Source organism: Mycobacterium marseillense (genome assembly GCF_010731675.1).
Classification (GTDB): Bacteria; Actinomycetota; Actinomycetes; order Mycobacteriales; family Mycobacteriaceae; genus Mycobacterium; species Mycobacterium marseillense.
Genome location: NZ_AP022584.1, coordinates 775,925 through 801,140, shown reverse-complemented (window position 1 = coordinate 801,140; position 25,216 = coordinate 775,925). Strand labels below are relative to the sequence as shown.

Below are 25,216 nucleotides of genomic sequence, written 5' to 3'. Positions count from 1 at the left end.
AACGGCGACGCGACTGTATAGGTTGGCGCCCTACGACCTGTTCAGGTCCACCGCGGCGCGAATGAGCGCCGTCAACGCCTTGTCGTCGATCTTGTCGCCCTCGTGGAAATCGATTGCGCGTCGGGTGTTGCCGTCGAGGCTGGAGTTGAACAGGCCCGCCGGATCCTGCAGCGACGCGCCCTTCGCGAAGGTCATCTTCACGACGTTCTTGTACGTCTCGCCGGTACAGATCATCCCGTCGTGGTACCAGACCGGAACGCCACGCCACTTCCACTCTTCGACCACCCCGGGGACGGCCTTCTTGATCAGTTGCCTGATCCGGGCGAGCGTCTCGCCGCGCCAATCCCCCAATTCCTCGATCCTGGCATCGATCAGCTCGGCGGGAGATTTCGTAACGGCTTCGTGCTTGGAGTTGGGCATCGCGGCTCGCTTTCGTTCAGGCTGTCGCTCGCCGGACCGTATCAGGGGAGGTGATTCGCCGGTCGGGTGCAACGACCCCGTGTCCAGCGGCAAGCTCGACCGCAAGTAGTCTGCCGTCGACCAACATGACCGACACACATCCCTTCGATGAAGCCGTCCGCCTCGACACGATCGGCGCGGACGTCAGACGCGGTCGCACGCACCCCGAGTGGGCCAACATGGTCGGGCCATTCGGCGGAATCACGGCCGCGGTCCTGCTGGCCGCCGTCGAAGGACACCCCGACCGCATCGGGGAACCGCTCGCCCTGACGGTCAACTTCGCCGCACCGATCGCCGACGGCGACTTCGACATCGAGCTTCGGGCCGCGCGCACCAACCGCACCAACCAGCATTGGATCGTCGAGCTCAGCCAGGATGGGGTGGTCAAGACCACGGCGACCGCCATCTTCGCGGTCCGGCGCGAGAGCTGGGCCGACACGGAGACGCCGCCGCCGAGCGCGCCGGCCCCGGAGCAGTTGCCCGCCGTCGACCCGGGCCTCGTGCGATGGACCGGCCTCTACGACACTCGATACGTCGAGGGGGCCATGCCCGGCAAAGGCGAGGACCCCAGCACCTCCTCGACCTCCACGCTGTGGGTGCGCGACCGCGCGCGTCGCCGTGTCGACTATCCGGCACTCGCCGCGCTGTGCGACATCTTCTACCCGCGGGTGTTCCTGCGGCGCGGCGCCTTCCTGCCGTCCGGGACGATCTCGCTGACGACCTACTTTCACGCCGATCGGCAGCAACTCGACGCGCTGGGTGACGACTTCGTGCTGGCCACCGCCCACGCCAACCGCTTCGCGAACGGATACTTCGACCAGAGCGCTCAGGTATGGACCCGGGCGGGCGGACTCCTGGCCACCACGCATCAGATCGTCTACTTCAAAGGCTGACAGGTTTACACTTCGCCAGTGAAACGTCACGCCATGACTTTTACGGACAGAATCGAGCCGCAATGACAGAGCGCGCGGAAAGCCTGGTCGCCGATAGCCTGCCGGCGATCGAGTCCATCAAGCAGCTCAAAGCGCGCTACTGCCGCTACCTGGACACCAAGGACTGGGCGGCCTGGCGGACGATCTTCGCCGACGACTTCGTCAGTGACACCTCCGAAGCGGGCGGCAGGGTGATCGCCGGCGCCGATGACTTCGTCGCCTTCACCCGCCAGGCCCTGGGCCGCCCCACGCAGGCCACCGCGCACCAAGTGCACACCCCCGAAATCGAACTCACATCCCCGACCACCGCGCGCGGGATATGGGCGCTGCAAGACGTCGTCCGTTTCGGGCCCGGGGCAACCCTGGTCGGCTACGGCCACTACCACGAGACCTATGAAAACGTCGCGGGGCGATGGCTTATCAAGAGCTCCAAGCTAACTCGGCTCCGCGAGGACATCGTGACTCCGCTGTTCTCGATCTACGTGTCCCCCCGAATCCGCACGGCGATCGGCAAAATCGCCGGGCGGCTGATGGATCAGTGACGCCGTCGTGACTGTCGACACCGTTCTGGTCACCGGTGCATTCGGGCAAGTCGGTAGGCGCTGCACGCAGCTCCTGCTCGACCGGGGGCGCACCGTCGTGGCGATGGATCTGCGCAACGACAACACCGTGGCCATCGAGAGACAACTGACCGCCGCGGACCACCCCGGGACGCTGATTCCCGCCTACACCGATCTGCTGGACGCCGACGCGGTGCGCGATCTGGTCGCCGCGCACCGGCCCGGAGCGATCATCCACTTGGCCGCCATCGTCTCCCCACCGTCGTATCGCAACCCCGGCTTGGCCCGGCGCGTCAACGTCGGTGGCACCGAGAATCTGTTGGCCGCGTGCGCCGCGCTCCCCCGGCCACCGCTGTTCCTCATGGCGTCCAGCGCCGCGGTGTACGGATCGCGGAACCCCTTCCGCCAGCCCGAGCGGATCACCCCGGACACCCCGGTGAACCCCATCGATCAATACGGTCAGGACAAGGTGCTCGCCGAGGCGGCGATTCGCGCCAGCGGCCTGCCTTACGCGCTCTACCGGCTCGCGGGTGTCATCTCGCCGGACACCCAGGCCAGCATCAACGGCGACTACCTCATCCTGATGCGGTCGATGCCGAGCGATAACCGCATTCACGCGGTGGACGCGCGGGACGTGGCGCTGGCCTTCGCCAACGGCGTCGACCGCGAAACCGCCATCTCCGGCAAGGTGTTGCTCATCGGCGGCAACGAAACGTACGTGCTCCTGCAGCACGGTCTGCAGGACGACATCATGACCGCGACGGGCCTGGGTCCGCTCGGCCCCTCGGCCGGCCTGCCGGGCGACCCGGCCGACGACCGCGGCTGGAGTTTCACCGGTTGGTACGACACCAGCGAAGCGCAGGCGCTACTCGAGTTTCAGGACCACGACTGGCAGCAGACCGTGGCCTGGCTCGCCGAGTCGCAGGGCCCCATGCGCAACGTGCTGCGGCTGCTCGGCCCGGTGTTGCGCCCGATCGTGCGTGCGGTCTTCATGGTGCAGCGGCGGCTGGAGGGCCGCGGGCCCTATGCCGACCCATGGGGATTGATCGAAAAGAAGTACGGCACAGCCGCATTGGCCAGCGTCGACTAACGCGAGGCGAACCAGACGGCGGCTTTGCGGATCGACTCCTCGACGGGTTCGGGTGTCCATCCCAGTTCGCGGGTGGCCTTGGAGTGGTCCAGCGGCGACATCAATTCGGCCATCCGGATTCCCGCATGGGCGAACGGTAGGTCGCGGCCCAGCAGCCTGGCCGCCGCGTCGTTGACCCGTGCCCCGGCCCGCAACGCCGACATCGGGATGCCGATGCGCGGCGATCGCCTGCCGACGGCGGTGGCGGCGATCTCGTGCAGCTCCCGGACGCTCATGTACCTGTCGGAGACGATGTAGCGTTCACCGTCGCGGCCGCGCTCGGCGGCGAGAAGCATTGCGCCGGCAGCGTCTTCGATGCCCACCACTTCGGACGAGTAATCGAAATAGAACGGGAAGCGGCCCTTGGCGACCAGGGCGAGCAGCGAACCGTGCGGTGTCGGGGCCCAGTCCCCCGGTCCGTAGGTGGTGGAGATGCACATCGCCACGCCCGGCAGACCTTTGTCCCGTGCGTACGACAGCAGCAGATTTTCGCCGGCCAGCCGCGCCTCGATGTAGGCGCCGCCCTGATCCCAGTTGTGCGGATCCTCCTCGGTGACCGGCCTGTGGTCGCTGATCGCCAAAGCGCCTGCGGTGCAGGTATATACGAACTTCTTCAGGTCGGCGTCCAAAGCCGCGTCCAGAACGTGGCGCAAACCCTCGACATTGGTGCGAAACAGCGGCGCGGGATCGCGCAGCCACATTCTGGCGTCGACGACGCAGTAGTAGACGACGTCGCAGCCCGCCATCGCCGCGCACAGCGCGGCGTCGTCGAACACGTCTCCGTAGCATCGCTCGACGTCGAGATCATCGATACCCGCCGTGGAGCTGGTGCGGCGCAACATGACTCGCACGTCTTCGCCCGCCGTCGCCAGCTGCCGTGTGACGTGTGATCCCAGAAACCCGCTGGCGCCGATCACCAGCTTCTTGGCGACCACTAGCGGTCGATCCATGCCATTTGTGCCTCCGCGTGATGCCCTCCCACCGGTGGGGTGAGGTGATCGAGCCGGGCCAGTTGCTCGGAGGACAGCTCGACCGCGTCGGCCCCGACGTTTTCCTCCAAACGGGTGACGCGTTTGGTGCCCGGAATCGGCACGATGTCGGGGCCTTTCGCGAGCAGCCACGCCAACGCGACCTGGGCCGCCGTGGCGCCGACGTCAGCGCTGATGTCGCGCACTTCGTCCGCGCACCGCAGGTTGTGCTGGAAGTTCTCGTCGAAGAACCGTGGATTTGTCTTGCGGTAGTCGCTGTCGGGAAGCTCCTCGGTGGAGCGGACGGTGCCGGTGAGGAAGCCGCGGCCCAGCGGCGAGTAAGCGACGAACCCGATGCCCAGCTCACGCAGCAACGGCAGGATCGCCGGTTCTTGGTCGCGCGTCCACAGCGAATACTCCGACTGGACGGCCGTGATGGGATGCACCGCGTGCGCGCGGCGGATGGTGTCCACGCCGACTTCGGAGAGGCCGATGTGCCGGATCTTCCCAGCGGCGACCACCTCGGCCAGCGCGGACATCGTGTCTTCGATCGGGGTCTGGCGGTCGAGGCGATGCTGGTAGTACAGATCGATGTGGTCGGTCTCCAGCCGACGCAGCGAACCGTCCACGGCCAGGCGGATATTGGCGGGGCTGCTGTCGAGACCGTCGCGGCCGGTGTGCGAGATGAGACCGAACTTGGTCGCCACCACCACCTGATCGCGGCGGCCCCGCAGGGCACGCGCCAGAAGTTCCTCGTTGACGTAGGGGCCGTAGACCTCGGCGGTGTCGATCAGGGTGACACCCAGGTCGATGGCGCGATGAACGGTGCGGATCGATTCGGCGTCGTCGCTGCCGGCGCCGGCATAGGCCACCGACATTCCCATCGCGCCCAGTCCCAGGCGCCCGACACGCAGCTGGCCGAGTTGAGCCTGTTTCATGGCCCTGCTCCTTGTCCTTGCCGTGGTTTAACGAGGTCTCGCTGAGCGCTGGACGGTACCGTGGCGCTGTGTCCCGCGTCGAGCTTTCCCCGATCTGATGGGCCGCGCAAACAGCCCGCGCCCGGCCCGCGATCTGGCGGTCGACTATTACCGCGTGTCCGGAGTGGTGCTGATCGTGCTGGGACACTGGCTGGCCGGGTCGGTGACCTACCACGACGGACAGTTCGGCCGGCAGAACCCGCTCGTCGACATGCCCTGGACCCAGTGGCTGACCTGGCCCTTCCAGGCGGTGCCGACGTTCTTTTTGGTGGCGGGTTATGCCGGTGCGGTGTCATGGACGCATCGGCGCGACACCGCCGGGGTCTCGCGCCGGACCTGGTTGCAGCATCGGCTGGCGCGGGTGCTCGGGCCGACCGCAGCGTACGCGATATTGGTGTCGGTCGCGGTGGTGGTGTTGGGCGTTTGCGGTGTTGCCGGTTCGGTGCTCGAGTACGCGGGCTGGGCGGTGGCGATGCACCTCTGGTTCCTGGCCGTGTATCTGGTGGTGGTGTCGTTGACGCCGGTTGCGATTGCCGCACACCGCCGTTGGGGGCTCCTGGCGCCGGGTGCGCTGGCGTTGGCGGTCGCGGTCGTCGATGTCGTCAGGCTCAGCACTCACGTGCACTATCTCGACTGGATGAACTACCTGTTGGGTTGGGGCGCCTTGTACCAGCTCGGGATCGCTTGGCGCGGTGGGCTGTTGACGGGCCGCAGACCGTGGCTGCTGGCCGCCGTCTCGGCGGTGGTCCTGGCGGTGTTGGTCTGGCTGCGGGTCTATCCGGTCAGCATGATCGGCGTTCCCGGGCAGACCATCGACAACACGACACCGCCCACCGCGGCGCTGTTGGCCTTCGGTGGTGCGCAGACCGGCATCGTGATGGCGCTCGCGCCCGCCCTCAACCGCGCGCTGCGCGCCGTCCGCGTCGAGCGGGTCCTGTCCATCGCCAACAACAACATCATGGCCCTTTATCTCTGGCACATGATTCCCGTCGTCATCGTGGCGATCGTCGGGTACCCGGCCGGACTCCTGCCGCAACCCCCCGAAGGAAGCGCCGCCTGGTGGCTGGCCCGGCTGGAGTGGGTGGCCATCCTCAGCGTCGTGACGGCGGTCGAGATCGCGCTGTTGTGGTGGGCGCGAAGGATTTTCGCGGCTCCCCTGCCACTGATCGGTGTCCCGCTCACCGAGCGGGGCGCCGAACCGATGATGCTCGCCGGGGCCGCGATGGCCGCCTACGCCCTCGCCGTGGTCGCCGCGCGGGGCTTCGCCCCCGACGGGCGGTTTCCGTGGGCGATCGCGGTGGTTTTCGCCGCCGGGGCGCTCTTCGCGGCGTTGCGCCCACGCGCCGTTCCATGAACGCCCTATGACGAAGCCGCCGGCCGAGCGACGATCACCGGCACCCGCGCCGAATGCAGCACCGCATTGCTGACCGAGCCCAACAGCATTCTGGTCAGCCCACCCCGTCCGTGACTGCCGACCACCGCGAGTTGTGCGGTTTCTGATTTGTCGATGAGATGCCGCGCCGCTCGATCGCGGGCGATGAACCGATGCACGGTGACGTCGGGATAGCGTTCCTGCCAGCCTGCCAGGCTCTCGGCCAGGCTGCGCTGGGCTTCCCCTTCCATGACCGGCCAGTCGATCGCGAACACCTCGTCGATCGCGGCGTCGCTCCATGCGTGGATGGCCACCAGGTCCACGCCGCGACGCGACGCCTCGTCGAACGCGATTTCCGTTGCCAGTTCGGAAGCCGGTGAACCGTCTGTCCCCAAAACGACCGGGGCGTCAGGCGAATCCGGTAGACCTTCGTCGCGAACAACCGCGACCGGACAGTTCGCGTGACGGACCACGGTCGAGCTGACGGACCCGAGCAGGCCCCGGGCCAGCACTCCGCGCCCGGAGTTGCCGATGACGATCATCTCCGCGGTATCGGACATCGTGAGCAACGCCGATGCGGGCGTCGAGTACACCAGTTTTCTGCCGATGGGCACCTTGCGGTCCGCCGGCATCGCCTCCTCGGCGACCTTCACCGCGTGCATGATCGCCTTTTTGCCCTCGTCTTCCAGATTGGTGACGAGGGATTCGGGATACGGGACTGGCGGGAATGTTGCGGCGGGCGTCGACACCGCGTGTACGACGGTCAGCGGGATGCTCCTCATCGCCGCTTCTCGGGCCGCCCACCGCGCGGCGACCGTTGATACCGACGAGCCGTCGACAGCCACGACGACTCCGAGTTGTTTGACGGGTCCGGGCATTTCGTCCTCCCTCTGTCATCAACGACGCTACCCGAGGACGATCTGCCGGTCATGGGGCTTAGGTCCTCAATTGCCGGGTGGTCGGACCACCGCCGCCGGTTAAATCTGGCGGCGTTGCAGCCATGCGATGATCCAGAACGGCAGCGCCACGAAGACCGTACCGCCGATGAGGTTGCCGACGGTGGTGATGCCGATGTTAATAAGCAAGCCTTGCGCGCCGAATCCCCAGCCGATCGCGCCGCGGGGTGCGGTCGGGTGGAAGAGGTTAAGCAGCAGGGGAAGGCCGAGGAATCCGACATTGGCGATCACGTGCTGGGTGCCGCCGATCACGAAGGCGAACGGGCCGTAGAACGCGAAAGTCATCCGGGCGACGTCGCTGCGGGCCTTGAAGAACATGCACATTGAGGTCTGCAGGAACCACGTGCAGACGACGGCGAGCAGCAGCGCGGTCCAGAAGGGCTGGCCCGCCTTGAGCGTGCCGACGGTCGCCGCGCGCTCGGCGAAGGCGCCCAGGTATGGGCCGCCTGCCGCGGCGCAGATGGTGACGAATATCAGTGCGCCGACGATGTTTCCGAGGAGGCCGACGGTGACCAGCAGGGCGTAGTTTCCGACGCTCAGCGTGCGTTTGAGCACAGCGAGGAAGCCGGCGGCCATGTCCGCGGTGATCAGGGACATGCCCGACACCAGGATGAGGACGAAGGACATGCCGAACGCCAGGCCCATCAGCAGGCTCGCCACCCCAGGGGTCTTGACGCCGGTACTGACCACCAGGGCCAGCAGCGCGCCGAACGCCACCATCGCGCCGCCGACCAAGGAGCGCATCAGGAAGGCCCAGGGATGCGCGGCCTTTTCCACCGCCATAGCCGCAACCCGGTCCACCATGGCTCCCACGGTCAGTGGCTCGAAGGGATCCTCGGGGGCGCGGTTGGTGGTGACGCCGGTGGGCAACGCGGTGACCGTGCCCGCCGCCGTTACCGGGTTCGGCAGCGACTGCGCTTGAGCGTTGATGGTCATCCGTCTTCGCCTTTCCGTAAGGTGTTGATCGCGTTGAGGACTCCGGAGACGTGGTCCTCGGTGAGGCGCTCGCCGTCGAAGGCGTGGCTCAGCAGGATCTTGAGGTCGAGCATCTGCTGCAGATAGACCAGGCACGGGGGGCATTCGTCGAGGTGCTTGGCGACGATCGGGCCCCACTGCCGCGGGTCGGAGTCGACGAGGTCGTCGACCAGGCGGACGAAGTCAACGCAATCGAGGGTGGGGACGGTGTTGTCGTGAACGGTCATCGTTGATACCGCTTTTCCAGTTCGTTTCGAAGATTTCCCCGGGCGCGGTAGAGCAGTGCCCGCTGCGCCTCGGCGGTCAGGTCGAGGAGCTCGGCCGCTTCGTCGGCCGGGGTGCCGACGATGTCGCGCAGGATGACCAGTTGTCGTTGCCGCTCGGGCAAGGCATCCAGTGCCGCACGGACGTGGCCGACGAGTTCGCTTTGGACGGTGTGATCTTCGGGCAGAAACCGGCGCGACGGCGGCTCGCGCCAGTGCCCGGCATCGGGGTGGCCGTCGGGATGCATGCGGCCCGAGAGCGGGTCCGCATCCGGGGCGGCCAGCACCTCGTGGTGGCGGATTCGCGATTCGCGGCTGCGATGCCGTGAGGTGGTGTGTTTGACGATCCCGAACAGCCAGGTGCTCACCGAGGAGCGCCCCTGGAAAGAATCCGGCGATTGCAGTACCTGCACCCACGCCTCCTGCACGGCTTCTTCGGCCACCGCCAGCGAATCCACCATGGTTCGGGCGAAATTCACCATTGGGCGGTGGTAGTCGCGCACCAGGCTGGCCAGCGGAACCCCGCCGACCAGGCGTTGTGATTGGGTGCCCTCCGGCGGCACCGCCACTGGAGTCACCATCGATCCATGCTCAGGTGCATTGGGCCAACTCCCAGCGCAGTTGGCCTTCGGACGGTGACTGGACGGGGATGAACGCGGCCTCCCGGTAGCGCCGGCTTACCGACGTGCGGCTCGCATATCCCTTGCCGCCGGCGGTCCGGATCTCCAAAGCAGCGCTGGCGCTGGACAGTTCGGCCGCGGTAAGCCGCAGCGACAACAACTCCTTCTTGGCCGGCGACCGGGGGCCGCCAACCGCCTCGGCCAAACGGGCCAGCGTCGTCTCGGCCTCGGTGAGGTTGTCCGCGACGCGGTCGACGTCGGCGCCGAACACCGCGTTGACGCCGCCCAGTCCCCGCCTGCTCTGCTCGAGAGCCGTCCTGGCCAGCCCCAGACACATAGCCGACTGCAGCACAAGGAAAGTCGGGCGGACCGCTTGCAGAAAGCCCTCGAAATCGCGTGACAGCACCTGCGTGTCGGGGACGTGAGCGCCATCGAGGTTCAGATACGACGAGGCCGTGCTCCCCATGGCCAGCAGGTCGAAGTGCTCGCCCACGAGAACCCCGGGTGTGTCCAACGGCAAGGCGACGATCAATCTCTCACCGGCATCGGTGCGCACCGCCGTCACCATGGTCGAGTCGGGGTAGAGGTTACTGGCCCATCTGATCGGACCGGACACGCGATAGCCGCCCGTCACCGTTGTCGCGGTCAATTCCACGCTGCCACATCCGGCCGCCTCCTTGAACGCCGCGGCCATGCCGGTGACTCCCAGCACGGTTCCCGACAGTAGTCGTTCTGCGGCGGGCGCGCTGAACGGGGTTGCCGCCGTGAGCAAATACTCGACGGTCATGCGATGGGCCCACAGCGAGAAACCGGTGCTCATGCACGTCCCGGAGATCGCCTGGATCACCTCGGCCATCGCCGGGAGCAGGCCGTCGAAGTTGCCCGGGGCGCCGATTCCGAGCAGGCGGGCCTGCCCCAGCGCGGTGAAGCTGCGACGGGAAAGGCCCTCGCCACCGTCCAACGCCGCGGCGTGGGCCTGAATGTCTTCCAACAGAGCGACATCCAGCCTGCTGGCCGCGGGATCCAGGGTCGCCGTCATTTCGCTGCCTCCTGAGTCTGATCGGCGGAGTGTTGCCACGCGTAATCGAGGAACTTGCCGTCGAATGTGACGACCACTCTGTCGCCCTGCGGGTGCGGACGGCGCTGCACGCTGAGCTGAAAGTTGATAGCGCTCATGATGCCGTCCCCGAATTCTTCATGGATGAGTTCTTTGATCGCCGGGCCGTAGACCCCCAGCGCCTCGTGGAACCGGTAGATCGTTGGATCTTTCGCTATCGTCGCATCGGATCCCCGGTGCGGCATCATTTGCAGGACGGCCACCGCCTCATCGTCGAGGCCGAGGAGCGACGCCACCGCACGGGCGTCGCCAGCCGACAGCGGATGCTGCCCGAGCAGCGCGGCGACCGTCCATACCGGGTCCTTGCCAAGGGTTTCGGCGATTGCCGCCCAGCTCAGTCCTTGCCGGGCGCGGGCCAGCCGGATGGCCTCGGCGAGGTCGGATTTGGTGTATGTTTCTGCCGTGGTTCGGGTTTGCGGCATGACGTTCATCCGGTGCACAGAGTCGATTCGACGCTCACCGGGTTGCGAAACGTGTTCACGACCGGCGACCACGCGATGGCGTTGTCGTGGATTTCCTTGAGCGTGGCCTCGTCGGCGTCGCCGGCCAGGCGCACTGTGCAGCGGATGTCGCTGAACCCGAGGCGCTTTCGTTCCGGAGTGTCCCCCACGCCCCAGACCGCGGAGATGTCGATGTCGCCTTCCATCTCGACCTCGATTTTGGTGAGGGTCACGCCGCGGTGGGTGGCGTTGGCCAGCAGCCCCACGGAGACGCACGAGCCCAGCGCGGCCAGGGCGGTCTCGGAGGGGTTGGGGGCCGAGTCATCACCGAGTAGGGCAGGGGGCTCCCCCACCAGCATCGGCGCCAAGTCGCGGACGTAGGTCATGTTGCGAAACCCGGTCTCACACACCGTCGTGGCTTTGAGCGTCTTCTTGCCGGTCTCGGGGTTGGCCTTGGCGTTACAGGACAGCCGGTCAAGGCCTTCGGCGTCGATTACGAGCGCGTCGGTCATGTGAGTTCTCCGTTTCTCGCTGATTCTGCGGTTTCACGGAGTTAGTGCTCGGCGGGCACCGATGCGTGACGGCGGGCGGGATTGATTTACCGCCCCGACACAAGACATCACACGGACGAAACACGGCGCCCCTCAGCGGCCACCGCGGGGCGGCGACGTTTGCTCAGCGGAACAGGCTTTGGCCGATGTAGTGCCCTTCAGCCGGCGCGGGAGGCACCGCGAAGATTGCTGATCCGATGTGACGGATGTATTCGTTGAGCAGATCGTGGGCGCCCAGCCGGTTCTGCAGGCGGATAAAATCTTGCGGATCGTTTTGATACGAAAGGAACAGCAGACCGGCATTGAGTTGGCCGTTGGAGTCCAGACCGTCGGTGTAGTTGTAGGAGCGCCGGCGGATCATGATGCCGTCGTTGTTTTCGCGGGCGGCCAGGCCGACGTGGGACATCGGATCGATGAGCGGGCTGCCGTCGGCGCCCTTGGCGGCGAAGTTGGGCGTATCGAATTCGGTCTTGCCGCTTAGCGGTGCGCCTTCGTCCTTGGTGCGGCCGAAGATCCTCTGCTGGTTGCCGATCCGGTCGACATCCCATGTTTCCAGCAGCATCCGGATCTTGCGGACGACCTGGTAGGTCCCGCCGTTCATCCAGGGCTGGTCGCTGTTGTCGACCCACACGAAATTGTGGTACTCCGCGTCCGTGGCGACATTGCGGGTTCCGTCTTTGAATCCCAACAGGTTTCGCGGTGTGTGCTGACCCGGGCCGGCCGAGGCGCGGCCGAATCCCAGCACCGCCCAGAACGGCGAGACGATGTTGCGGCCGAGCCGGGCCAAGTTACGCACTGCGTGGTAGCACACCTGGGGGTCGTCGGCGCATGCCTGCACGGACAGGTCGCCGCCGTGCAAGCGGGGATCGAGGTTGTCCCCGTTGAGGGGCGGCAGGTCGGTGAATCCGGCGGGCCGGCGTGCGGCCAGGCCGAATCGGTCACCGAATAGGGCCGGGCCCAACCCGATGGTGACGGTCAGGCTGGCGGGACTCAACCCGTAGGCCTCTCCCGTGTCGGCGGGCGGCTGCACGTCGACCTGCGGCTGCACGGTACCAACCGGCTTCCCCTGCTGCAGGATTGCGGCCGCGGCCGACCATCGAGCCAGCAGGGTCTGCAGCTCGGCGCGGCCGGCGCCGGCGGCCACGGAGAAGGACATGAACATTGCGTAACGCTGTGGCGGGGTGTCGATTCCGCCCTGGTGAGCTTGCCCGTAGAAGGGGTAACTGCGACGCAGGTCGACGGTGTCGTCGTCGTCGCCGCGCTGTCCGGCCGCCATGGCGTGCCCGGCCAGGCCGCCCCCGACGGCGCCGAGGGCGGCGCCGCTGAGCCCGGCGAGCATGACGCCGCCGAGCGCGCGCCGGCGCGACACCGCGGCCGAATCCGACTGTGCTCCAACGCCGTCCGGAGCGTCGGTGGTGAAACCGGTTTCATCGTCGGTCACGATCAGCCGCCCGCGACGACTTTTTGGGCAACGGTGGACAGGCTCTGGTGGAGCGGCTGGATGACCGCGGTGAGCTTCGGCGCATCGCTGGCCTTCAGCGCGGGGGTGTAGGTCCGGTAGCCACCCAGGGCGGTGGGGTCGCGGTACCCGTCCAGCACGGCGAGCACGTCGCGAAACTGCTGATCGATTTGCGTGACGAGATTGGCGTCGATCCTGTCCAGGCCCGGCCGCAGCGACGCGTATGCCTGCTGGGCACCTTCGACGTTCCCCGAAAAGTCCATCAGATCAATGTGACTGAAGGCCTCTTCCTCGCCGGTGATCTTGGTGTTTTGGATCTCTTCGATCAGGTCGCTGGCACCGTTGGCCAGGTCCTCGGGCTTGTAGGCCAAAGTGGTGACGATGCCGTTCAATTTGCCGACGTTGCCGACCAATTCGGTGCTGAACGTCTTCGTTGCGGCGCTGATCGCGCCGCCCTGCCACAGGTCACGCTCGATGGCGTGGAATCCCTTCCATCCGACCTTGGCGTCGACCGGGGTGGACTCCCGCATGTCGATCAGATAGTCGAGGTTGCCGGCGTTGTCACCGACCGCGAAGCCCGGCAGCACGAAGCCCTCCACGGTGGACTCCGAACGCTCCCAGAACAACCGGGCTTTGGCGTAGGACGTCTTCGCGGCCTTGAGGCTGCCCGACTGCACCGCCGCATCGAGGACTTTCACAGCGTCGTTGAGCTGGGTGATCTGATTGACGACGTAGGCCGCGTAGTCCTTGGTGCCCTGGCTCAGGATGCTGGCCACGGTGCCCGTCGGCGTCGCCGGCGCGGTACCCGTCACCGTCAAGGTCTGGTATTCCGTGCTCGCCCCGGGGCAGTAAAGCTGGTAGGCGCCGCCGTCCAGCGTGACGGTGAACGACACCGGGTCCAGGCCGGGTGCAAGGTTCTCCTTCTCGCCGATGATCCGCTGGTCCCTGAGCAATTCGACCTCGTTGATCCCGGGCGCGTTCGTGTTGGCCACCGTGAAGGTCACCGGCCCGGCGGGCACGGAGGCGGTGTCCAGCGCGCAGCCGTCCTTGCCGGCGTCGTTGGCCATGGTGACCTTGACCGCGCTGGTGCCGCCGGGCCGGCCGCCTTGCCCGGCTCTCGAAGGGGCGGACTGGCCGTTCGAATGGCTACATGCGGCCACCGGCAGCACCGCCACCGCAACGAGAACCGTTGCAGTCAGCACGAATTCACGAGGCCGGCACGCTGCCGCGGCGATGCGATTCACCATCAATCGATTTCCTCTCGTCGGTTTGCCCGCGGTCCCCGCGCCCCGAGGCTATCGCTGACAACGCGCATGCCAACGCAAAACCCGCGATTACCAGTGGAAGCCAGACAGTCCAGAGCTGCCGCTCCCCGCGGTTGCGTCCGCTTGCGGCGATCTCGGCCGCAGTCGAGTGGTCTTCGGCGGCGGAGGTGGACCAGTCCGTCGCCAGCCCGCCCAGACTGACGGTCTTCGCCCCCGTCAGCCCGCCACCGGTCAAGATCGCCGTGCGGTTGCTCGTCGCTTGCGCGCGCACCACGACATCACCCTGCGCGAGCACGGTGTAGACGGTCGTCGTCGACCATTGACCCTGAAACGGCCCCGGCGTGCGGCCGACCCCGAGACCAACGGGTAGCCGGCCCCCCGCCATGCTCAGCAACTGATCCAGCGTGACTTCCGGCGCGCCGTCGGCACCGGCGGCCTCGGAAGCCTGCCACACCTGTACCGGCAAGCCGTCCACGGTTTGGTGGTCCGCCGGGACAAGCACGATGCTGTGGATGCTCGCGGCGCCCCCCGAGGCCACGGTCAGCTCACGCCCGTGCGGACCGGTCCCTATCGACACGGCCGCGGTGCGGCCCGCGCGGTCGGTGACGGTGCGCGCCCGCGCGTTCAGCGACGAGCTCCCGGCCGGCGCCATGATCGTCAGCCCCGCCGCCACGATGAGCAGCAACGCCGCGGCGGCCGCCAGCAGCCGGCTCCGGGCTCGCGGCGCGGCCGCGAGCCGGGCCGGCCACAGGAACACGATGAGCACCGACACGGCATACAGCAGCCAGCCCAGCACCTCGATCAGGCGCGGATCGGCAGGGATGCCGAACACGCCCGAGGTCACCGCGCCCAGGACGGAATTGCTCGGTATCCACCCGGACAGGTCGAGCACCCGCCGCTGGCCGATGCGCACCCAGCCCGCCTCGTGTGCGGTGCGCAAGGCACCCACCACCAGCCCGGCGGCGATCAGCACCAAGAAGACCCCGGTCACCCGGAAGAACCGGCCGAGGTTGAGCCGCACGCCACCGAAGTACAGGCCCACGCCGAGCCCGATCGCCGTTGCGATGCCCACCGCGCCGCCGAGCAGGGCGAACCAGCGGTTGCCGTGCGACGTCTGGGCGGCGGCCAGCAAGAACACCGACGTCTCGAAGCCCTCCTTGAGGACGGCGAGAAACGCCATCACGGCCAGCGCCAGCGCGCCGCCACGGTTCACGGCCTGGCGGGCGTCGCGCTCGAGTTCGCCCTTGAGCTGCGCGGCGTTGCCGTTCATCCAGATGATCATCGACGTCACGAACACCACGGCGATGGCGTTGATGACGGTTTCCATCATCTCTTGCTGGACCTGCGGCAGGCTCGCGGCGAACAGGTCGAGGCCGATACCCACCGCGACACTGAGCAACACGGCCACGGCCACACCGGCGAACATCGGGCGGATGGTCTGGCCGTTGCGCTTGAGGAAGGCGCCGACGATGCTCACGATGAGCGAAGCCTCGAGGCCTTCGCGCAGGCCGATGAGGAACGTGCCTATGAAAACACCGTATACGCCGAATACGCCCTGCATGCGCCCTATTTCTGTCCCGCCGATCTGCGGCTCAGCGTAGCCGACCTGACAGGAGCCGACCGGGCCCTGGCCGTCAGCCGGCCGGGTGCGTCACGAAGTCGATGAGTTCCTCGACCCGGCTGATCAGCGCCGGCTCCAGATCGTTCCAGTCGCGCACCCGCGAACGGATATGCCGCCACGCCCTGGCGATGTCGGCCTGATCGGCATGCGGCAGGCGAAGCGCCTGGCACGCGCCGTGCTTCCAGTCGAGCTGCCGCGGCACGTCCGGCCATTTCGCCAGACCCAGCCGCTGCGGCTTCACGGCCTGCCAGATGTCGACGTAGGGGTGACCGACGACGAGGGTGTCGGCGCCGCCCGGGCCGCGTCGCACCGCGTCGGCGATGCGGGCTTCCTTGGAGCCGGTGACCAGGTGGTCGACGAGCACTCCGAGGCGCCGACCCGGGCCGGGCGCGAACTCGGCGACGATGTCCACCAAATCGTCGACGCCGCCGAGTTGCTCGACGACGACGCCTTCGATCTTCAAGTCCTCACCCCACACCTGCGCGATGAGTTCGGCGTCGTGGCGGCCCTCGACATAGATTCTGCTGGCGCGCGCGACCCGCGCGCGCACGCCCGGCACCGCGACCGAGCCCGACGCCGTCCTGGTCGCCGCGGCGGGGGCGGCCCGCCGCGGCGCGGTGAGGATGACGGGGCGCCCCTCAAGCAAATAGCCAGGGCCTAAAGGAAAGCCGCGCACATGGCCCCGCCGATCTTCCAGGTCCACCCGACCGTATTCGACACGCACCACCGCGCCGACGTAGCCGGTTTCGACGTCCTCGACGACCAGGCCCAGTTCGGCCGGGTGTTCGGTCGAGCGGGGCTTGCATCGTCCCGCGGCCAGCACATCGGCTCCATAGCGATCCACCACGCGGCAATCCTAGAAAGCCTTTCGGCCAAACGGCGTTACGGCGCGCCACGGCGTGGCGATGGTCGGCAAGATCACTCTCGGCGCGCCAACGCGGGCAAGCCGCAAAAAGATGCGTTTAACTGTGTGGCGTTACCTGGCTGATGACGTCGCCGATGGTACGTTGCTAGCTAAGGCAAGCACTGCCGCTCATGCGCAATCGGCGGCGGTTAGCGAGGTGGACGAATGGACTTGTCGCATTGGGTGACAAGCATTGTGGCGTTTGTGCGGGCCGGCTACCCCACCGGCATGCCGGCCCCCGGTCACGTGCCACTGGTGGCTTTGACGCGCCGACGACTCTGTGGCCACGACATCACCGCCATTGCAAGCGATCTCGTCGCGCGTCGCGTCTGGCCGATCAGCCCCATCGACATCGGCGTGGAGATCACCCGGATCACCAACCAGCTGCCGACGCCGGATGACGTCGAGCGTGTCCAGCGTCGCGTTCATGTGATCCGCTGCTCGCGCGGATAGCACCCGGCGGCTTCGCCGCCGTCACGGCGATTTGGGCACCGGGCCGGCGCACGCTGCGAGATAGTCCGCGTAGCTCCACGTCCGCAGAAACTGTTGGCCCGCTTGCAATCCCCGGTGGTAGAGGGCTTCACGCTGCTGCGCGGTGATGTCGAAGTCGATCGGGCTGACTTCGTCGGCATCCACGAAGATAGTGCGCCGGACGGTGCAGGGATCGTCGATGTAGGCGTTGTCCTGGTTGCTCACCAGCGTCTCTATCGCCGCGAGCCCCAACGACACCGGACCGTGGACGGGATGCGTGGGCGGGATGCCGGGACGCGCAGACAGCCGGATTCCGAAGGTGGGCCACCGCGGCTGGGCGTCCGGCCGGTCGAACAACTGGACCGGAAAGTCCGACAGCAATCCGCCGTCCACCCACGTCGCGCCCGCGACCCGAACGGGCTCGAACACGTACGGAATGGCCGACGACGCATGCACCGCGCGCGCGACCGAAAATTCATCGGGGTCGAGGCCATACGTGCTGAGGTCCCACGGGATTCGCACCAGTCGGCGGCGGGACAGGTCGCTGGCGGTCACCACGAGCGACCACGCGAACTGTTCGGGGTGTTCACCCGTGCGCAGATCGCCGAACGTCCGCACGCCCAGATCACCGAGCAGACCGGCGAGCAACTCTTCGAGGTAGGCCCCCCGATACACACCATCCGACGTCAGCAACGACAACGCCCCACCGATCAGCGGAACCCGCCCGATCAGGTTGCGGTCGAGGAACTTCCGGTAATCGATGGCCCGCATGATGTCGGCCAACCGGCTGATCGGCTCACCGGCGACCTGCAGGGCGGCCACCAGCGACGCGACGATGGCGCCCGCGCTGCTTCCCGCGACGCGGGGAAACCGGTACCCGGCCTGGTCGAGCGCATCCACCGCTCCCACCAGCCCGATCCCCCGGACACCGCCGCCTTCACATACCAGGTCGGCACGCACGTCACTCACTGCCACCAGCCTAGCCGGACCGGGCCGGGCCGCGCCCGCGCGGCGCGCCGAAAACCGGGAGCACGATCAACACAGCCGGCGGCCATCCGCGCCGAAGAAATGCAGGTGTCCCGGCCGCGGATGCAGCCGCACCCGGCTGCCCCGCGCCGGTGGATTGCGTCCGTCGGCGCGTGCCACGATCGGCGCATCGATTACCTTGCCGGAACCGGTGATTCGCCCGTAGAGGTAGGCGTCCGCGCCGAGCTCCTCCACCACGTCGACCTCCATCTCGACACCATGGCCGCCCAGCTCGAAATGTTCGGGACGGACCCCGACGACGACCTCGCCCGCGGCGCCGGCGATCTCCCGCGGCACCGGGACGGACCAATCGCCAAGCGCCATAGCCGAATCCGCGACGGGCAGGGTGAACAGGTTCATTGCCGGCGACCCGATGAAACCCGCCACGAAGACGTTGGCCGGGTTTCGGTAGAGCTCGCGGGGCGGGGCGAATTGCTGCAGCACGCCGTCGCACAGCACGGCGACGCGGTCCCCCATGGTCATCGCCTCCACCTGATCGTGGGTGACATAGACGGTGGTCGTGCCCAGCCGGCGTTGCAATGCCGCGATCTGGTTGCGGGTCTGCACCCGCAGTTTGGCGTCGAGATTGGACAACGGTTCATCCATCAGGAACACCTGGGGGCGGCGCACGATCGCGCGACCCATCGCCACGCGCTGGCGCTGACCACCGGACAGGTCCTTCGGTTTGCGATCGAGATACGGCTGTAGGTCGAGCAATTTCGCCGCATCCAACACGCGTTCACGGATCTGCGCCTTCGGGATTTTGGCGATTTTCATGGCGAAGCCCATGTTTTCGGCCACCGTCATGTGGGGGTAGAGCGCATAGTTCTGAAAGACCATCGCGACGTCCCGGTTTTTGGGATCGACATGGGTGACGTCCCGGTCGCCGATCCGGATGCGTCCGGAGTCCACGGTTTCCAGTCCGGCCACCATCCGCAGCGAGGTGGTCTTGCCGCATCCGGATGGCCCCACCAGAACGACGAATTCCCCGTCGCCGACAACGAGATCCAGGTTGTCCAGGGCCGGCCGATCCGCCCCGGGATAGCGTCGCGTTGCCTGCTCGAAGCTCACCGAGGCCATGATCACCCACCCATCCCGGTGACCGCGATGCCGCGAACGAACGAGCGCTGCGCGAACGCGTAGATGACGACCAGCGGCAGCATGATGAGGATCGAGGTCGCCATCAGGACCGGCCATCGGGCAACGTATTCACCCTTCATCCGGACCAGCCCCAGCGTCAGAGTGGCCAGACTGTTGCGCTGAATCATCAACAGCGGCCAGAGAAAATCGTTCCAGACGTTGACCCAGGTGAGCACCGCGAGCACCATCACCGCCGGCCTGGCGTGGGGCAGCAGGATTCGCCAATAGACCTGCCACGGCGAACAGCCGTCGAGGATCGCCGCTTCCTCCAGATCGGTGGGCAGGGTCCGGAAGAATTGCCGCATCAGGTACGTGCCGAACGCACTGCCGAAGAAACCCGGTACGATCATCGCCCAGGGAGTGTCGACCCATCCCAGCGCCCGCATGACGAGGAACTGCGGGATCACCGTCACCGTCAGCGGTACCATCAGCGTGCCCAAATACACCACGAACAGCGCGTCGCGGCCGCGGAAATCCAGTCGCGCGAACGCATATCCGGCCAGCGAGCAAAAGAACACGTGCCCCGCGGTGACACAGCCCGCGTACAGCACGGTGTTGAAGAACATCCGCCCGAACGGCAGCAGCGCGAACACTTCGGTGTAGTTGGACCACCGCGGGTGCGCCGGCAGCAGGGTGGGCTCGCTGACCTCGCCCTCGGTTTTCAGCGAGCCCGACACCGCCCAGGCGATCGGGAACAGCGCGCACCAAGCGATGGCGAGCAGCGCGGCATAGACCATGCCGCCGCGCATCGCGGTCCGCCTGATGACACCCTCACTTAAGCCCACGCGAAGTCTCCAAAGAACGTCGATGGCTGACTTTCAACTGCACCACGGTCAGCACCAGCAGGACCGCGAACATCACCCACGCCAGCGCGGATGCGTAGCCGAACTCGAGGAACGAAAACGCGTGCTGGAACAGCATGATGCCCAGGACGTAGGTCGCCGATTCCGGTCCGCCGTTGGCGCCGGTGAGGACGTAGACCATGTCAAACGCCTGGAAGGCGTGGATGACCGAGATGATGACCACAAACGAGATCGACCCCCGGATCAACGGGACCGTGATCGAGACGAATTGCCTTATCTCGCCGGCTCCGTCGATCTTGGCCGCCTCGTACACCGTCCCCGGCACACCCTGCATCGCGGCCAACAAGACGACCGCGGCGAACGGCACGCTGCGCCACACGCTGACGATGCACAGCGAGACCATGGCCCAGCGCGGTTCGACCAACCACGGGACGGGGCCGAGCCCAAACCAGCCCAGCATGATGTTGAGCAAGCCATTGTCGGTATTGAAAACGAACTGCCACACCACGGCCATGACCACCGACGAGATCGCCAAGGGGAGAAAGACAATGGTGCGGAAAACGCTGATGCCCCTGACTTTCTGGTTCAGCACACCGGCGACGGCCAAACTGATGACCACGGTGGGCACCACCGTCCCCAGGGTGAAGATCACCGTGTTGCGGATCGCGATCAGGAACAGCGGATCCGAGGTGAACAGTTCCCCGAAGTTCTTCAGTCCCACGAATTTCGGCGGGGTGAACACGTCCCACCGCTGGAAGCTCATGTAGAGCGAGAAGCCCAGCGGAAAGAGCATGAACACGGCGACCGCAACCAGGTTGGGCGCGACGAACAGCCGGCCCGCCCAGGCGCGCCGGCGCCATGGGCTCGGGTTGTCCTGAGCTTTTCCGCGCGCCTTCCGCGCTGGAGCGGTCGCGCCACCCGAGTGCATCGCGGTCATGGGCTGCGCAGCACTTCGTCGACGGAGCGGGACAGGCCTGCCAACGACGTCGCCGGTTCGCGCCCCCGCAGGATGGGGCCAAAGTTGCGGTCCATCAAGGCGTTCACCTTCTCCCACGCCGGCGTGATCGGCAAGCCTTGCGAAAACGCCGGGCCTTCGGTGAGCACGCTCAGATTGCCGATCCTTCGATGGGCGTTGGCGAAACCTTCCGAATTGAGGGCCGACCGCAGGACGGGAACGAACAGGCAGGATTCACCGATCAGCGCCTGGCCGATGGGACCCGTCGCGAATTTCACGAACTCCCAGGCCTGTTCCTTGCGTGGACTGGTCGACGAGATGCCCAGCCCGGTGGCGCCGACGTCCGAACACGCGGCTCCTCGGTTGGCCAGCGCCGGACCGACCGGCAACGGCGCGACGTCGAAATCGAGGTCCTCGGCGCGCAGGTAGGTTTGGTAGCGCCAGTGCCCACCCAGCGCGATCGCCGCCCGCCCCACCGCGAACAGGTTGGGGGTGGACATCGACTGCGTCTCCGATGCGTTCGGCGCGACCCGATGTTCGTTGGCCAGGTCGGCGTAGAACTGCACCGCCTCCTGGAAGGCGGCGTCGTCGAAATTGAGGTGGGTCGGATTCACCCGCGGGTGGGACCACGGGACGCCGTTGTTCATCGCGAACAATCCCGCCGAGTAGGTCGACACCCAGGTGTTGACGAAGCCGTACTGCGCAGCCCGCCCGGAGGCGTCGCGCTTGGTCAGCGCGCGTGCGGTGTCCAGGAATTCGCTGAAATCCCAAGGCCGTTCCCACGTGCTGGGCGGGGCCGGTACCCCGGCGTCGGCGAACAACCGCTTGTTGTAGAACAGGTAGTTTCCCGACCACTGTTCGGGGAGCGCGAACTGTCTTCCGTTGAACCTGAACGTTTCATACAGCGCCGGAATACTGTCCGCTTTGAGCTGCTGGGCGAACGCTTTGTCCCGCGCCAACAGGTCGTCGAGATCCAGCAGCACGCCGCGGTCGGCGAGTTCAGCGTAAGAAAGTTCCCACGTCATCAGCACGTCGGGGCATTTGCCGCCGACACAAAACGTCGAAAGCTGTTGCATGACGCCCGGCCCGGACAACACCGCACGCACCTTGATGTCGGGATGGCGGCGCGCGAACTCGTCGACGATGCGCATCCTCGCCTCACGCTCGTCCGGATTGGCCGCGAAAAAGAAGGTCAGCGCGTCGTCGTCGGGAGCGCATCCGGCGGACCACGGCGCCAGCGCGGCGGCGGACAGCGCGCCGGCGCCCCGCAGCAGGCTGCGCCGTCCGAACGGCTTATCGAGCATGGCTCTCCCGGTCTAGCCGTGGTCCCGGCCGTCGGCCGGCTCCCTCTGACGTCCTTGGTACCCGATGAGGTTGTGATGTTCCTGGATCGGCCGGCGTGGCAACGTCAGCGCCGCCCGTCGGATGCGCTCGGCGTCGCCGGTGATGTCGATCGTGTGGATGCGACCGTCGGCCCCGATGCCGATCACCAGCAGAATTTGAGCGCGCCCGTGGGTGGCGATCACGATGCCCGGTGTCCCGTCGATGAGCATGACAGCACCGGCGCGCGCCCGCCGGGTGAAACGGCGGGTCTCCTCGGCGACCTGCCTGGCGCCGCGCACCGTGGTGGGCACGTCGGCGGGCACCAGGGCCCGGTCGACCGTGCGCACAACGTCGGGAGCCAGCAGCTCGAGCAGACCGGCGATGTCGCCGCCGCGGCAGGCCGCCAAAAACGCCTCGACCACCTCGAGGTGGTCGGGGGTGCCGCGGGGTGCGGCGGGCGGGGCGGCATGCAGGCGGCCGCGGGCCCGGCTGGCGAGTTTCTTCGCGGCATCCGGCGACCGGTGCAACAACGCGGCGATCGTCTCGAATGGCATGGCGAACACGTCGTGCAGCACGAAAGCGACGCGCTGTGCCGGTGAGAGGCGGTCGAGCACGACGAGCAGGGCGCTGCTCACCGACTCGGCCAGCAGCGCGTCCTCGTCGGCAGGGGCCGACGCCGCCTCAGCCAGCCGGTCCAGCTCGTCGGGTTCGGCGAGGGGCTGCTCGGCCCGCCGCTTGCGCGCCCGCAGCTGGTCCAGCGCCTCACGGGCAGTGATCGTCGTGAACCAACCGGAGAGGTTGTCGACGGCGTGAAAGTCCGCGCGGCTGGCCTTCAGCCACGCCGACTGCACCGCGTCGTCCGCGTCGGCCACCGAGCCCAAAAGCTGGAACGCGACCGATCGCAGGTGGCGCCGGTCCGCGTCGAAGCGCTGTGCGAGAGCCACCAAATCCGTTGTTGCGCTCATGGGTCACCTTTTCTGCACGGAAATCGTCAAGGAGATGACCGCGTCCACCGGACTTCCTGTCGCGAAGGAGACCAACACCATGACCCTACCGATTGTGCGCCGCGGCGCGCTCACCAACCAGACAATTCGTGGCGGAATTCGCTGCGCGACAAGGGATTGATCCAGATGAACACCGCACTTGTCGTGATCACGCTGTCGACCGCGGCCGTCACCGCCGCAATCGCCATCGCCGATTTCGTTCCGGCTCGATTCGTGCTGGCGAACTCCGCCCAAGTCGGCGTGCCCCGTTCCTGGTTACCGGCGCTGGGCGCGGTGAAGCTGGCCGGGGCCGCCGGGATCGTGGTCGGGCTGTTGGGTCCACGCCAATTGGGCATCGCGGCCGCCGCGGGCCTGGTTCTGTTTTTCGTCGGCGCGGTGTTGACGCACGTGAAGGCGCGCGTCCTGTACAACATCGCGTTCCCGGCGGCCTACTTGTGCCTGTCCGCGACGTCGCTGGCGCTGATGGTCGCCCGCTGAACATCGCCGGATCAGCCGGGAAAGTACCGGATCCGGTTGATGGCGTTGCGGCGCCACGCCACATCGGCGAACAGGATGGCGCGCCCGTGGTCGGAGTTGATCGAGACCGCGACCGTCGGGCCGGCGCTGATCACCTTGGTCGCACCGGCCCCGTTCAGTTGTTCCACCAGTTCGGCCGGTTCGAGCGGGTCGCGATCACCCAAAGTTATTGTGGCCCTTGGTGACAGCGTCCGCGCCGCGACGAACGTGTCTCCTCGCGCGGCGGCCGCCACAAAACTGCGCACCAGCCGTTGGTGGCGCGCACCCACGCGCCGGAATCCGGCCATGAATCCGGCGGTCCCCTGCCATCCCTGATTGGTCAGCAGGCCTTTGGACAGGTGCAGCGCGGGGCTCACCGCGCCCGGCCCGGCGCGCAGGAACTGCGCCATCATGGCGGGCAGCTCCCAATACGCCCGTAGTTGGCCGATCAGCCAGTCGCCGTTGGCTTCTCGGAGGTCGTAGCGCAGCAACGCGGGAATGTACATGGTCACGGCGGGACCCATGGCGACCTCGAGCTCGAGATCGCGCAGCACCGCCGTGCCGAAGACGATGTCGAGATCGCGATGGAATTTGATGTCGCGCGGGCCGATGAACGTGTCGTAGAAGCGGCCGATCTGCTCATGCCCCACGTGGGGCCGCGAACCCACCGGGTCCTGGACGCGGGCGTCGCCGGTGAACAGCCCCACCCATCCGGTGCGATCGTGCGCGGCGGCCGCCTGCGGCGAGCGCTCCACCGCCGCGAGCAGACGTTCCCGGTCCAGCGGCACCACCATCAGGGTCCCCCCACCAATTCGACGCCAACGGATTCCATGTCCGCCAGCGCCTGGGCGGCGGAGTCCGGTGCCGTGGCCGCGGTCAGGTCCACGATCACCCGGGTCCTCAGACCGGCCCGGGCCGCGTCCTCGGCGGTCCGCCGGACGCAATGGTCGGTGGCGATGCCGACCACGTCGACGTCGTCAACGCCGCGCTGCCGCAACCACTCCAGGAGGGGCGTGCCGTTCTGGTCGGCGCCGTCGAAGCCGCTGTACCCCGCGGAGTACGCGCCTTTGCGAAAGACGGCGTCGATGGGCGTGGTGTCCAAGTCGGGGCGAAGTTCCGCGCCCACGCTGCCGGCGACGCAGTGCGGGGGCCAGGTCGAGGAATAGTCCGGCCGGTCGGAGAAGTGCTCGCCCGGGTCGATGTGGAAGTCCTGGGTCGCCACCACGTGGCGATAGCCCGGCGAGCCGGCCAGGTAGGTGTTGATGGCGGGCGCCACGGCGGCGCCGCCGGTCACCGGCACGGCGCCACCCTCGCAGAAATCGTTTTGCACGTCGACGATGATCAACGCTCGCACGGGCTCCAGACTATCCGGGCGGGCCGCGGCGCCGCCCTAGCTGCGCAAATCGGCGTCGCGGTTTGCTCGATAGGCAG

At 67.2% G+C, this 25,216-nt stretch carries 27 protein-coding genes and 1 pseudogene; 6 read left to right on the top strand and 22 right to left on the bottom strand.

The genetic code is table 11. The features are described from left to right. Positions 1 to 30: 30 nt before the first annotated feature. The gene (locus G6N26_RS03540; protein ID WP_067169823.1) at positions 31 to 420 is read right to left on the bottom strand and encodes a DUF1801 domain-containing protein; all 390 of its coding nucleotides are present in this window, start codon (positions 418 to 420) and stop codon (positions 31 to 33) included. Positions 421 to 545: 125 nt separating this feature from the next. On the opposite strand from G6N26_RS03540, the gene G6N26_RS03535 reads away from it, so the two are divergent. The 3 genes from G6N26_RS03535 (at position 546) to G6N26_RS03525 (ending at position 3,041) form a co-directional block, all read left to right on the top strand. Beyond that, positions 546 to 1,352: an acyl-CoA thioesterase gene (locus G6N26_RS03535; protein ID WP_067169826.1), complete on the top strand. Its 807-nt coding sequence runs from the start codon at positions 546 to 548 to the stop codon at positions 1,350 to 1,352. Positions 1,353 to 1,414: 62 nt separating this feature from the next. Next, complete coding sequence (locus G6N26_RS03530; protein ID WP_083017141.1) at positions 1,415 to 1,933, top strand: nuclear transport factor 2 family protein; 519 nt, start codon at positions 1,415 to 1,417, stop codon at positions 1,931 to 1,933. A 7-nt stretch (positions 1,934 to 1,940) separates the two neighbouring features. Further along, the gene (locus G6N26_RS03525) at positions 1,941 to 3,041 is read left to right on the top strand and encodes an NAD-dependent epimerase/dehydratase family protein (RefSeq protein WP_083017139.1); all 1,101 of its coding nucleotides are present in this window, start codon (positions 1,941 to 1,943) and stop codon (positions 3,039 to 3,041) included. Here the strand turns inward: G6N26_RS03525 and G6N26_RS03520 are convergent. Next, positions 3,038 to 4,015, bottom strand: a complete 978-nt coding sequence (locus tag G6N26_RS03520; RefSeq protein ID WP_139799118.1) for an NAD-dependent epimerase/dehydratase family protein — start codon at positions 4,013 to 4,015, stop codon at positions 3,038 to 3,040. The two genes, G6N26_RS03525 and G6N26_RS03520, sit on opposite strands and share 4 nt — an antisense overlap. Next, entirely contained in the window at positions 4,015 to 4,986 is a 972-nt protein-coding gene (locus G6N26_RS03515) for an aldo/keto reductase (RefSeq protein WP_083017135.1), read from the bottom strand. Before G6N26_RS03515 ends, G6N26_RS03520 begins: the two co-directional genes overlap by 1 nt. 97 nt (positions 4,987 to 5,083) lie before the next feature. Here G6N26_RS03515 and G6N26_RS03510 point away from each other — a divergent pair, with 97 nt between their 5' ends. Then, positions 5,084 to 6,379, top strand: coding sequence for an acyltransferase family protein (locus G6N26_RS03510; RefSeq protein ID WP_083017133.1), 1,296 nt, complete (start codon positions 5,084 to 5,086; stop codon positions 6,377 to 6,379). Positions 6,380 to 6,384: 5 nt separating this feature from the next. On the opposite strand, the gene G6N26_RS03505 is transcribed toward G6N26_RS03510, so the two are convergent. From G6N26_RS03505 to G6N26_RS03455, 11 genes are all read right to left on the bottom strand, one after another. Then, a complete protein-coding gene (locus G6N26_RS03505; protein WP_083017131.1) occupies positions 6,385 to 7,275 on the bottom strand; it encodes a universal stress protein in 891 nt (296 codons plus the stop codon). Between the two features lie 99 nt (positions 7,276 to 7,374). After that, on the bottom strand, positions 7,375 to 8,289 hold the full coding sequence (locus G6N26_RS03500; RefSeq protein WP_083017129.1) for a formate/nitrite transporter family protein: 915 nt from the start codon (positions 8,287 to 8,289) through the stop codon (positions 7,375 to 7,377). Next, positions 8,286 to 8,555, bottom strand: a complete 270-nt coding sequence (locus G6N26_RS03495; RefSeq protein WP_083017127.1) for a hypothetical protein — start codon at positions 8,553 to 8,555, stop codon at positions 8,286 to 8,288. The genes G6N26_RS03500 and G6N26_RS03495 overlap by 4 nt, the downstream gene beginning before the upstream one ends. Continuing rightward, positions 8,552 to 9,172 (bottom strand): RNA polymerase sigma factor, encoded by a 621-nt coding sequence (locus tag G6N26_RS03490; protein ID WP_083017125.1) that lies wholly within the window; start codon positions 9,170 to 9,172, stop codon positions 8,552 to 8,554. Before G6N26_RS03490 ends, G6N26_RS03495 begins: the two co-directional genes overlap by 4 nt. A 10-nt stretch (positions 9,173 to 9,182) precedes the next feature. Beyond that, positions 9,183 to 10,250, bottom strand: coding sequence for an acyl-CoA dehydrogenase family protein (locus G6N26_RS03485; protein ID WP_083017123.1), 1,068 nt, complete (start codon positions 10,248 to 10,250; stop codon positions 9,183 to 9,185). Next, the gene (cynS, locus tag G6N26_RS03480) at positions 10,247 to 10,750 is read right to left on the bottom strand and encodes a cyanase (protein ID WP_083017254.1); all 504 of its coding nucleotides are present in this window, start codon (positions 10,748 to 10,750) and stop codon (positions 10,247 to 10,249) included. The genes G6N26_RS03485 and cynS overlap by 4 nt, the downstream gene beginning before the upstream one ends. A 5-nt stretch (positions 10,751 to 10,755) precedes the next feature. Then, the gene (locus tag G6N26_RS03475) at positions 10,756 to 11,280 is read right to left on the bottom strand and encodes an OsmC family protein (protein WP_083017122.1); all 525 of its coding nucleotides are present in this window, start codon (positions 11,278 to 11,280) and stop codon (positions 10,756 to 10,758) included. A 163-nt stretch (positions 11,281 to 11,443) separates the two neighbouring features. After that, positions 11,444 to 12,760: an iron uptake transporter deferrochelatase/peroxidase subunit gene (efeB, locus tag G6N26_RS03470; protein WP_083017120.1), complete on the bottom strand. Its 1,317-nt coding sequence runs from the start codon at positions 12,758 to 12,760 to the stop codon at positions 11,444 to 11,446. A gap of 2 nt (positions 12,761 to 12,762) precedes the next feature. Continuing rightward, entirely contained in the window at positions 12,763 to 13,947 is a 1,185-nt protein-coding gene (gene efeO / locus G6N26_RS03465) for an iron uptake system protein EfeO (RefSeq protein WP_179960337.1), read from the bottom strand. Positions 13,948 to 13,984: 37 nt separating this feature from the next. After that, positions 13,985 to 15,604 carry an iron uptake transporter permease EfeU gene (efeU, locus tag G6N26_RS03460; protein WP_083017118.1) on the bottom strand — a complete coding sequence of 540 codons (1,620 nt, stop codon included), beginning with the start codon at positions 15,602 to 15,604 and terminating at the stop codon, positions 13,985 to 13,987. Positions 15,605 to 15,677: 73 nt separating this feature from the next. Further along, the gene (locus G6N26_RS03455; protein WP_083017116.1) at positions 15,678 to 16,511 is read right to left on the bottom strand and encodes a DUF3097 family protein; all 834 of its coding nucleotides are present in this window, start codon (positions 16,509 to 16,511) and stop codon (positions 15,678 to 15,680) included. Between the two features lie 222 nt (positions 16,512 to 16,733). On the opposite strand from G6N26_RS03455, the gene G6N26_RS03450 reads away from it, so the two are divergent. Then, the gene (locus G6N26_RS03450; RefSeq protein ID WP_083017114.1) at positions 16,734 to 17,021 is read left to right on the top strand and encodes a DUF3349 domain-containing protein; all 288 of its coding nucleotides are present in this window, start codon (positions 16,734 to 16,736) and stop codon (positions 17,019 to 17,021) included. 21 nt (positions 17,022 to 17,042) lie between these two features. On the opposite strand, the gene G6N26_RS03445 is transcribed toward G6N26_RS03450, so the two are convergent. The 6 genes and pseudogenes from G6N26_RS03445 to G6N26_RS03420 all read right to left on the bottom strand — a co-directional run. Then, a complete protein-coding gene (locus G6N26_RS03445) occupies positions 17,043 to 18,008 on the bottom strand; it encodes a patatin-like phospholipase family protein (RefSeq protein ID WP_067169860.1) in 966 nt (321 codons plus the stop codon). Positions 18,009 to 18,074: 66 nt separating this feature from the next. Further along, complete coding sequence (locus G6N26_RS03440; protein WP_083017251.1) at positions 18,075 to 19,145, bottom strand: ABC transporter ATP-binding protein; 1,071 nt, start codon at positions 19,143 to 19,145, stop codon at positions 18,075 to 18,077. 2 nt (positions 19,146 to 19,147) lie between these two features. Then, the gene (locus tag G6N26_RS03435) at positions 19,148 to 19,954 is read right to left on the bottom strand and encodes a carbohydrate ABC transporter permease (RefSeq protein ID WP_263644002.1); all 807 of its coding nucleotides are present in this window, start codon (positions 19,952 to 19,954) and stop codon (positions 19,148 to 19,150) included. 22 nt (positions 19,955 to 19,976) lie between these two features. Beyond that, entirely contained in the window at positions 19,977 to 20,936 is a 960-nt protein-coding gene (locus G6N26_RS03430; protein ID WP_232067564.1) for a carbohydrate ABC transporter permease, read from the bottom strand. A 5-nt stretch (positions 20,937 to 20,941) separates the two neighbouring features. Then, positions 20,942 to 22,267, bottom strand: a complete 1,326-nt coding sequence (locus G6N26_RS03425; protein WP_083017112.1) for an ABC transporter substrate-binding protein — start codon at positions 22,265 to 22,267, stop codon at positions 20,942 to 20,944. Between the two features lie 68 nt (positions 22,268 to 22,335). Then, positions 22,336 to 23,251 (bottom strand): annotated as a pseudogene (locus tag G6N26_RS03420) (sigma-70 family RNA polymerase sigma factor); the annotation flags it as partial. A gap of 165 nt (positions 23,252 to 23,416) precedes the next feature. Here G6N26_RS03420 and G6N26_RS03415 point away from each other — a divergent pair. After that, on the top strand, positions 23,417 to 23,767 hold the full coding sequence (locus G6N26_RS03415) for a DoxX family protein (protein WP_067169877.1): 351 nt from the start codon (positions 23,417 to 23,419) through the stop codon (positions 23,765 to 23,767). A gap of 11 nt (positions 23,768 to 23,778) precedes the next feature. On the opposite strand, the gene G6N26_RS03410 is transcribed toward G6N26_RS03415, so the two are convergent. Both G6N26_RS03410 and pncA read right to left on the bottom strand, forming a co-directional pair. Beyond that, positions 23,779 to 24,579 (bottom strand): ketosteroid isomerase family protein, encoded by an 801-nt coding sequence (locus G6N26_RS03410; RefSeq protein WP_083017109.1) that lies wholly within the window; start codon positions 24,577 to 24,579, stop codon positions 23,779 to 23,781. Continuing rightward, positions 24,579 to 25,139, bottom strand: a complete 561-nt coding sequence (gene pncA / locus G6N26_RS03405; RefSeq protein ID WP_155524097.1) for a pyrazinamidase PncA — start codon at positions 25,137 to 25,139, stop codon at positions 24,579 to 24,581. The genes G6N26_RS03410 and pncA overlap by 1 nt, the downstream gene beginning before the upstream one ends. Positions 25,140 to 25,216: the final 77 nt, after the last annotated feature.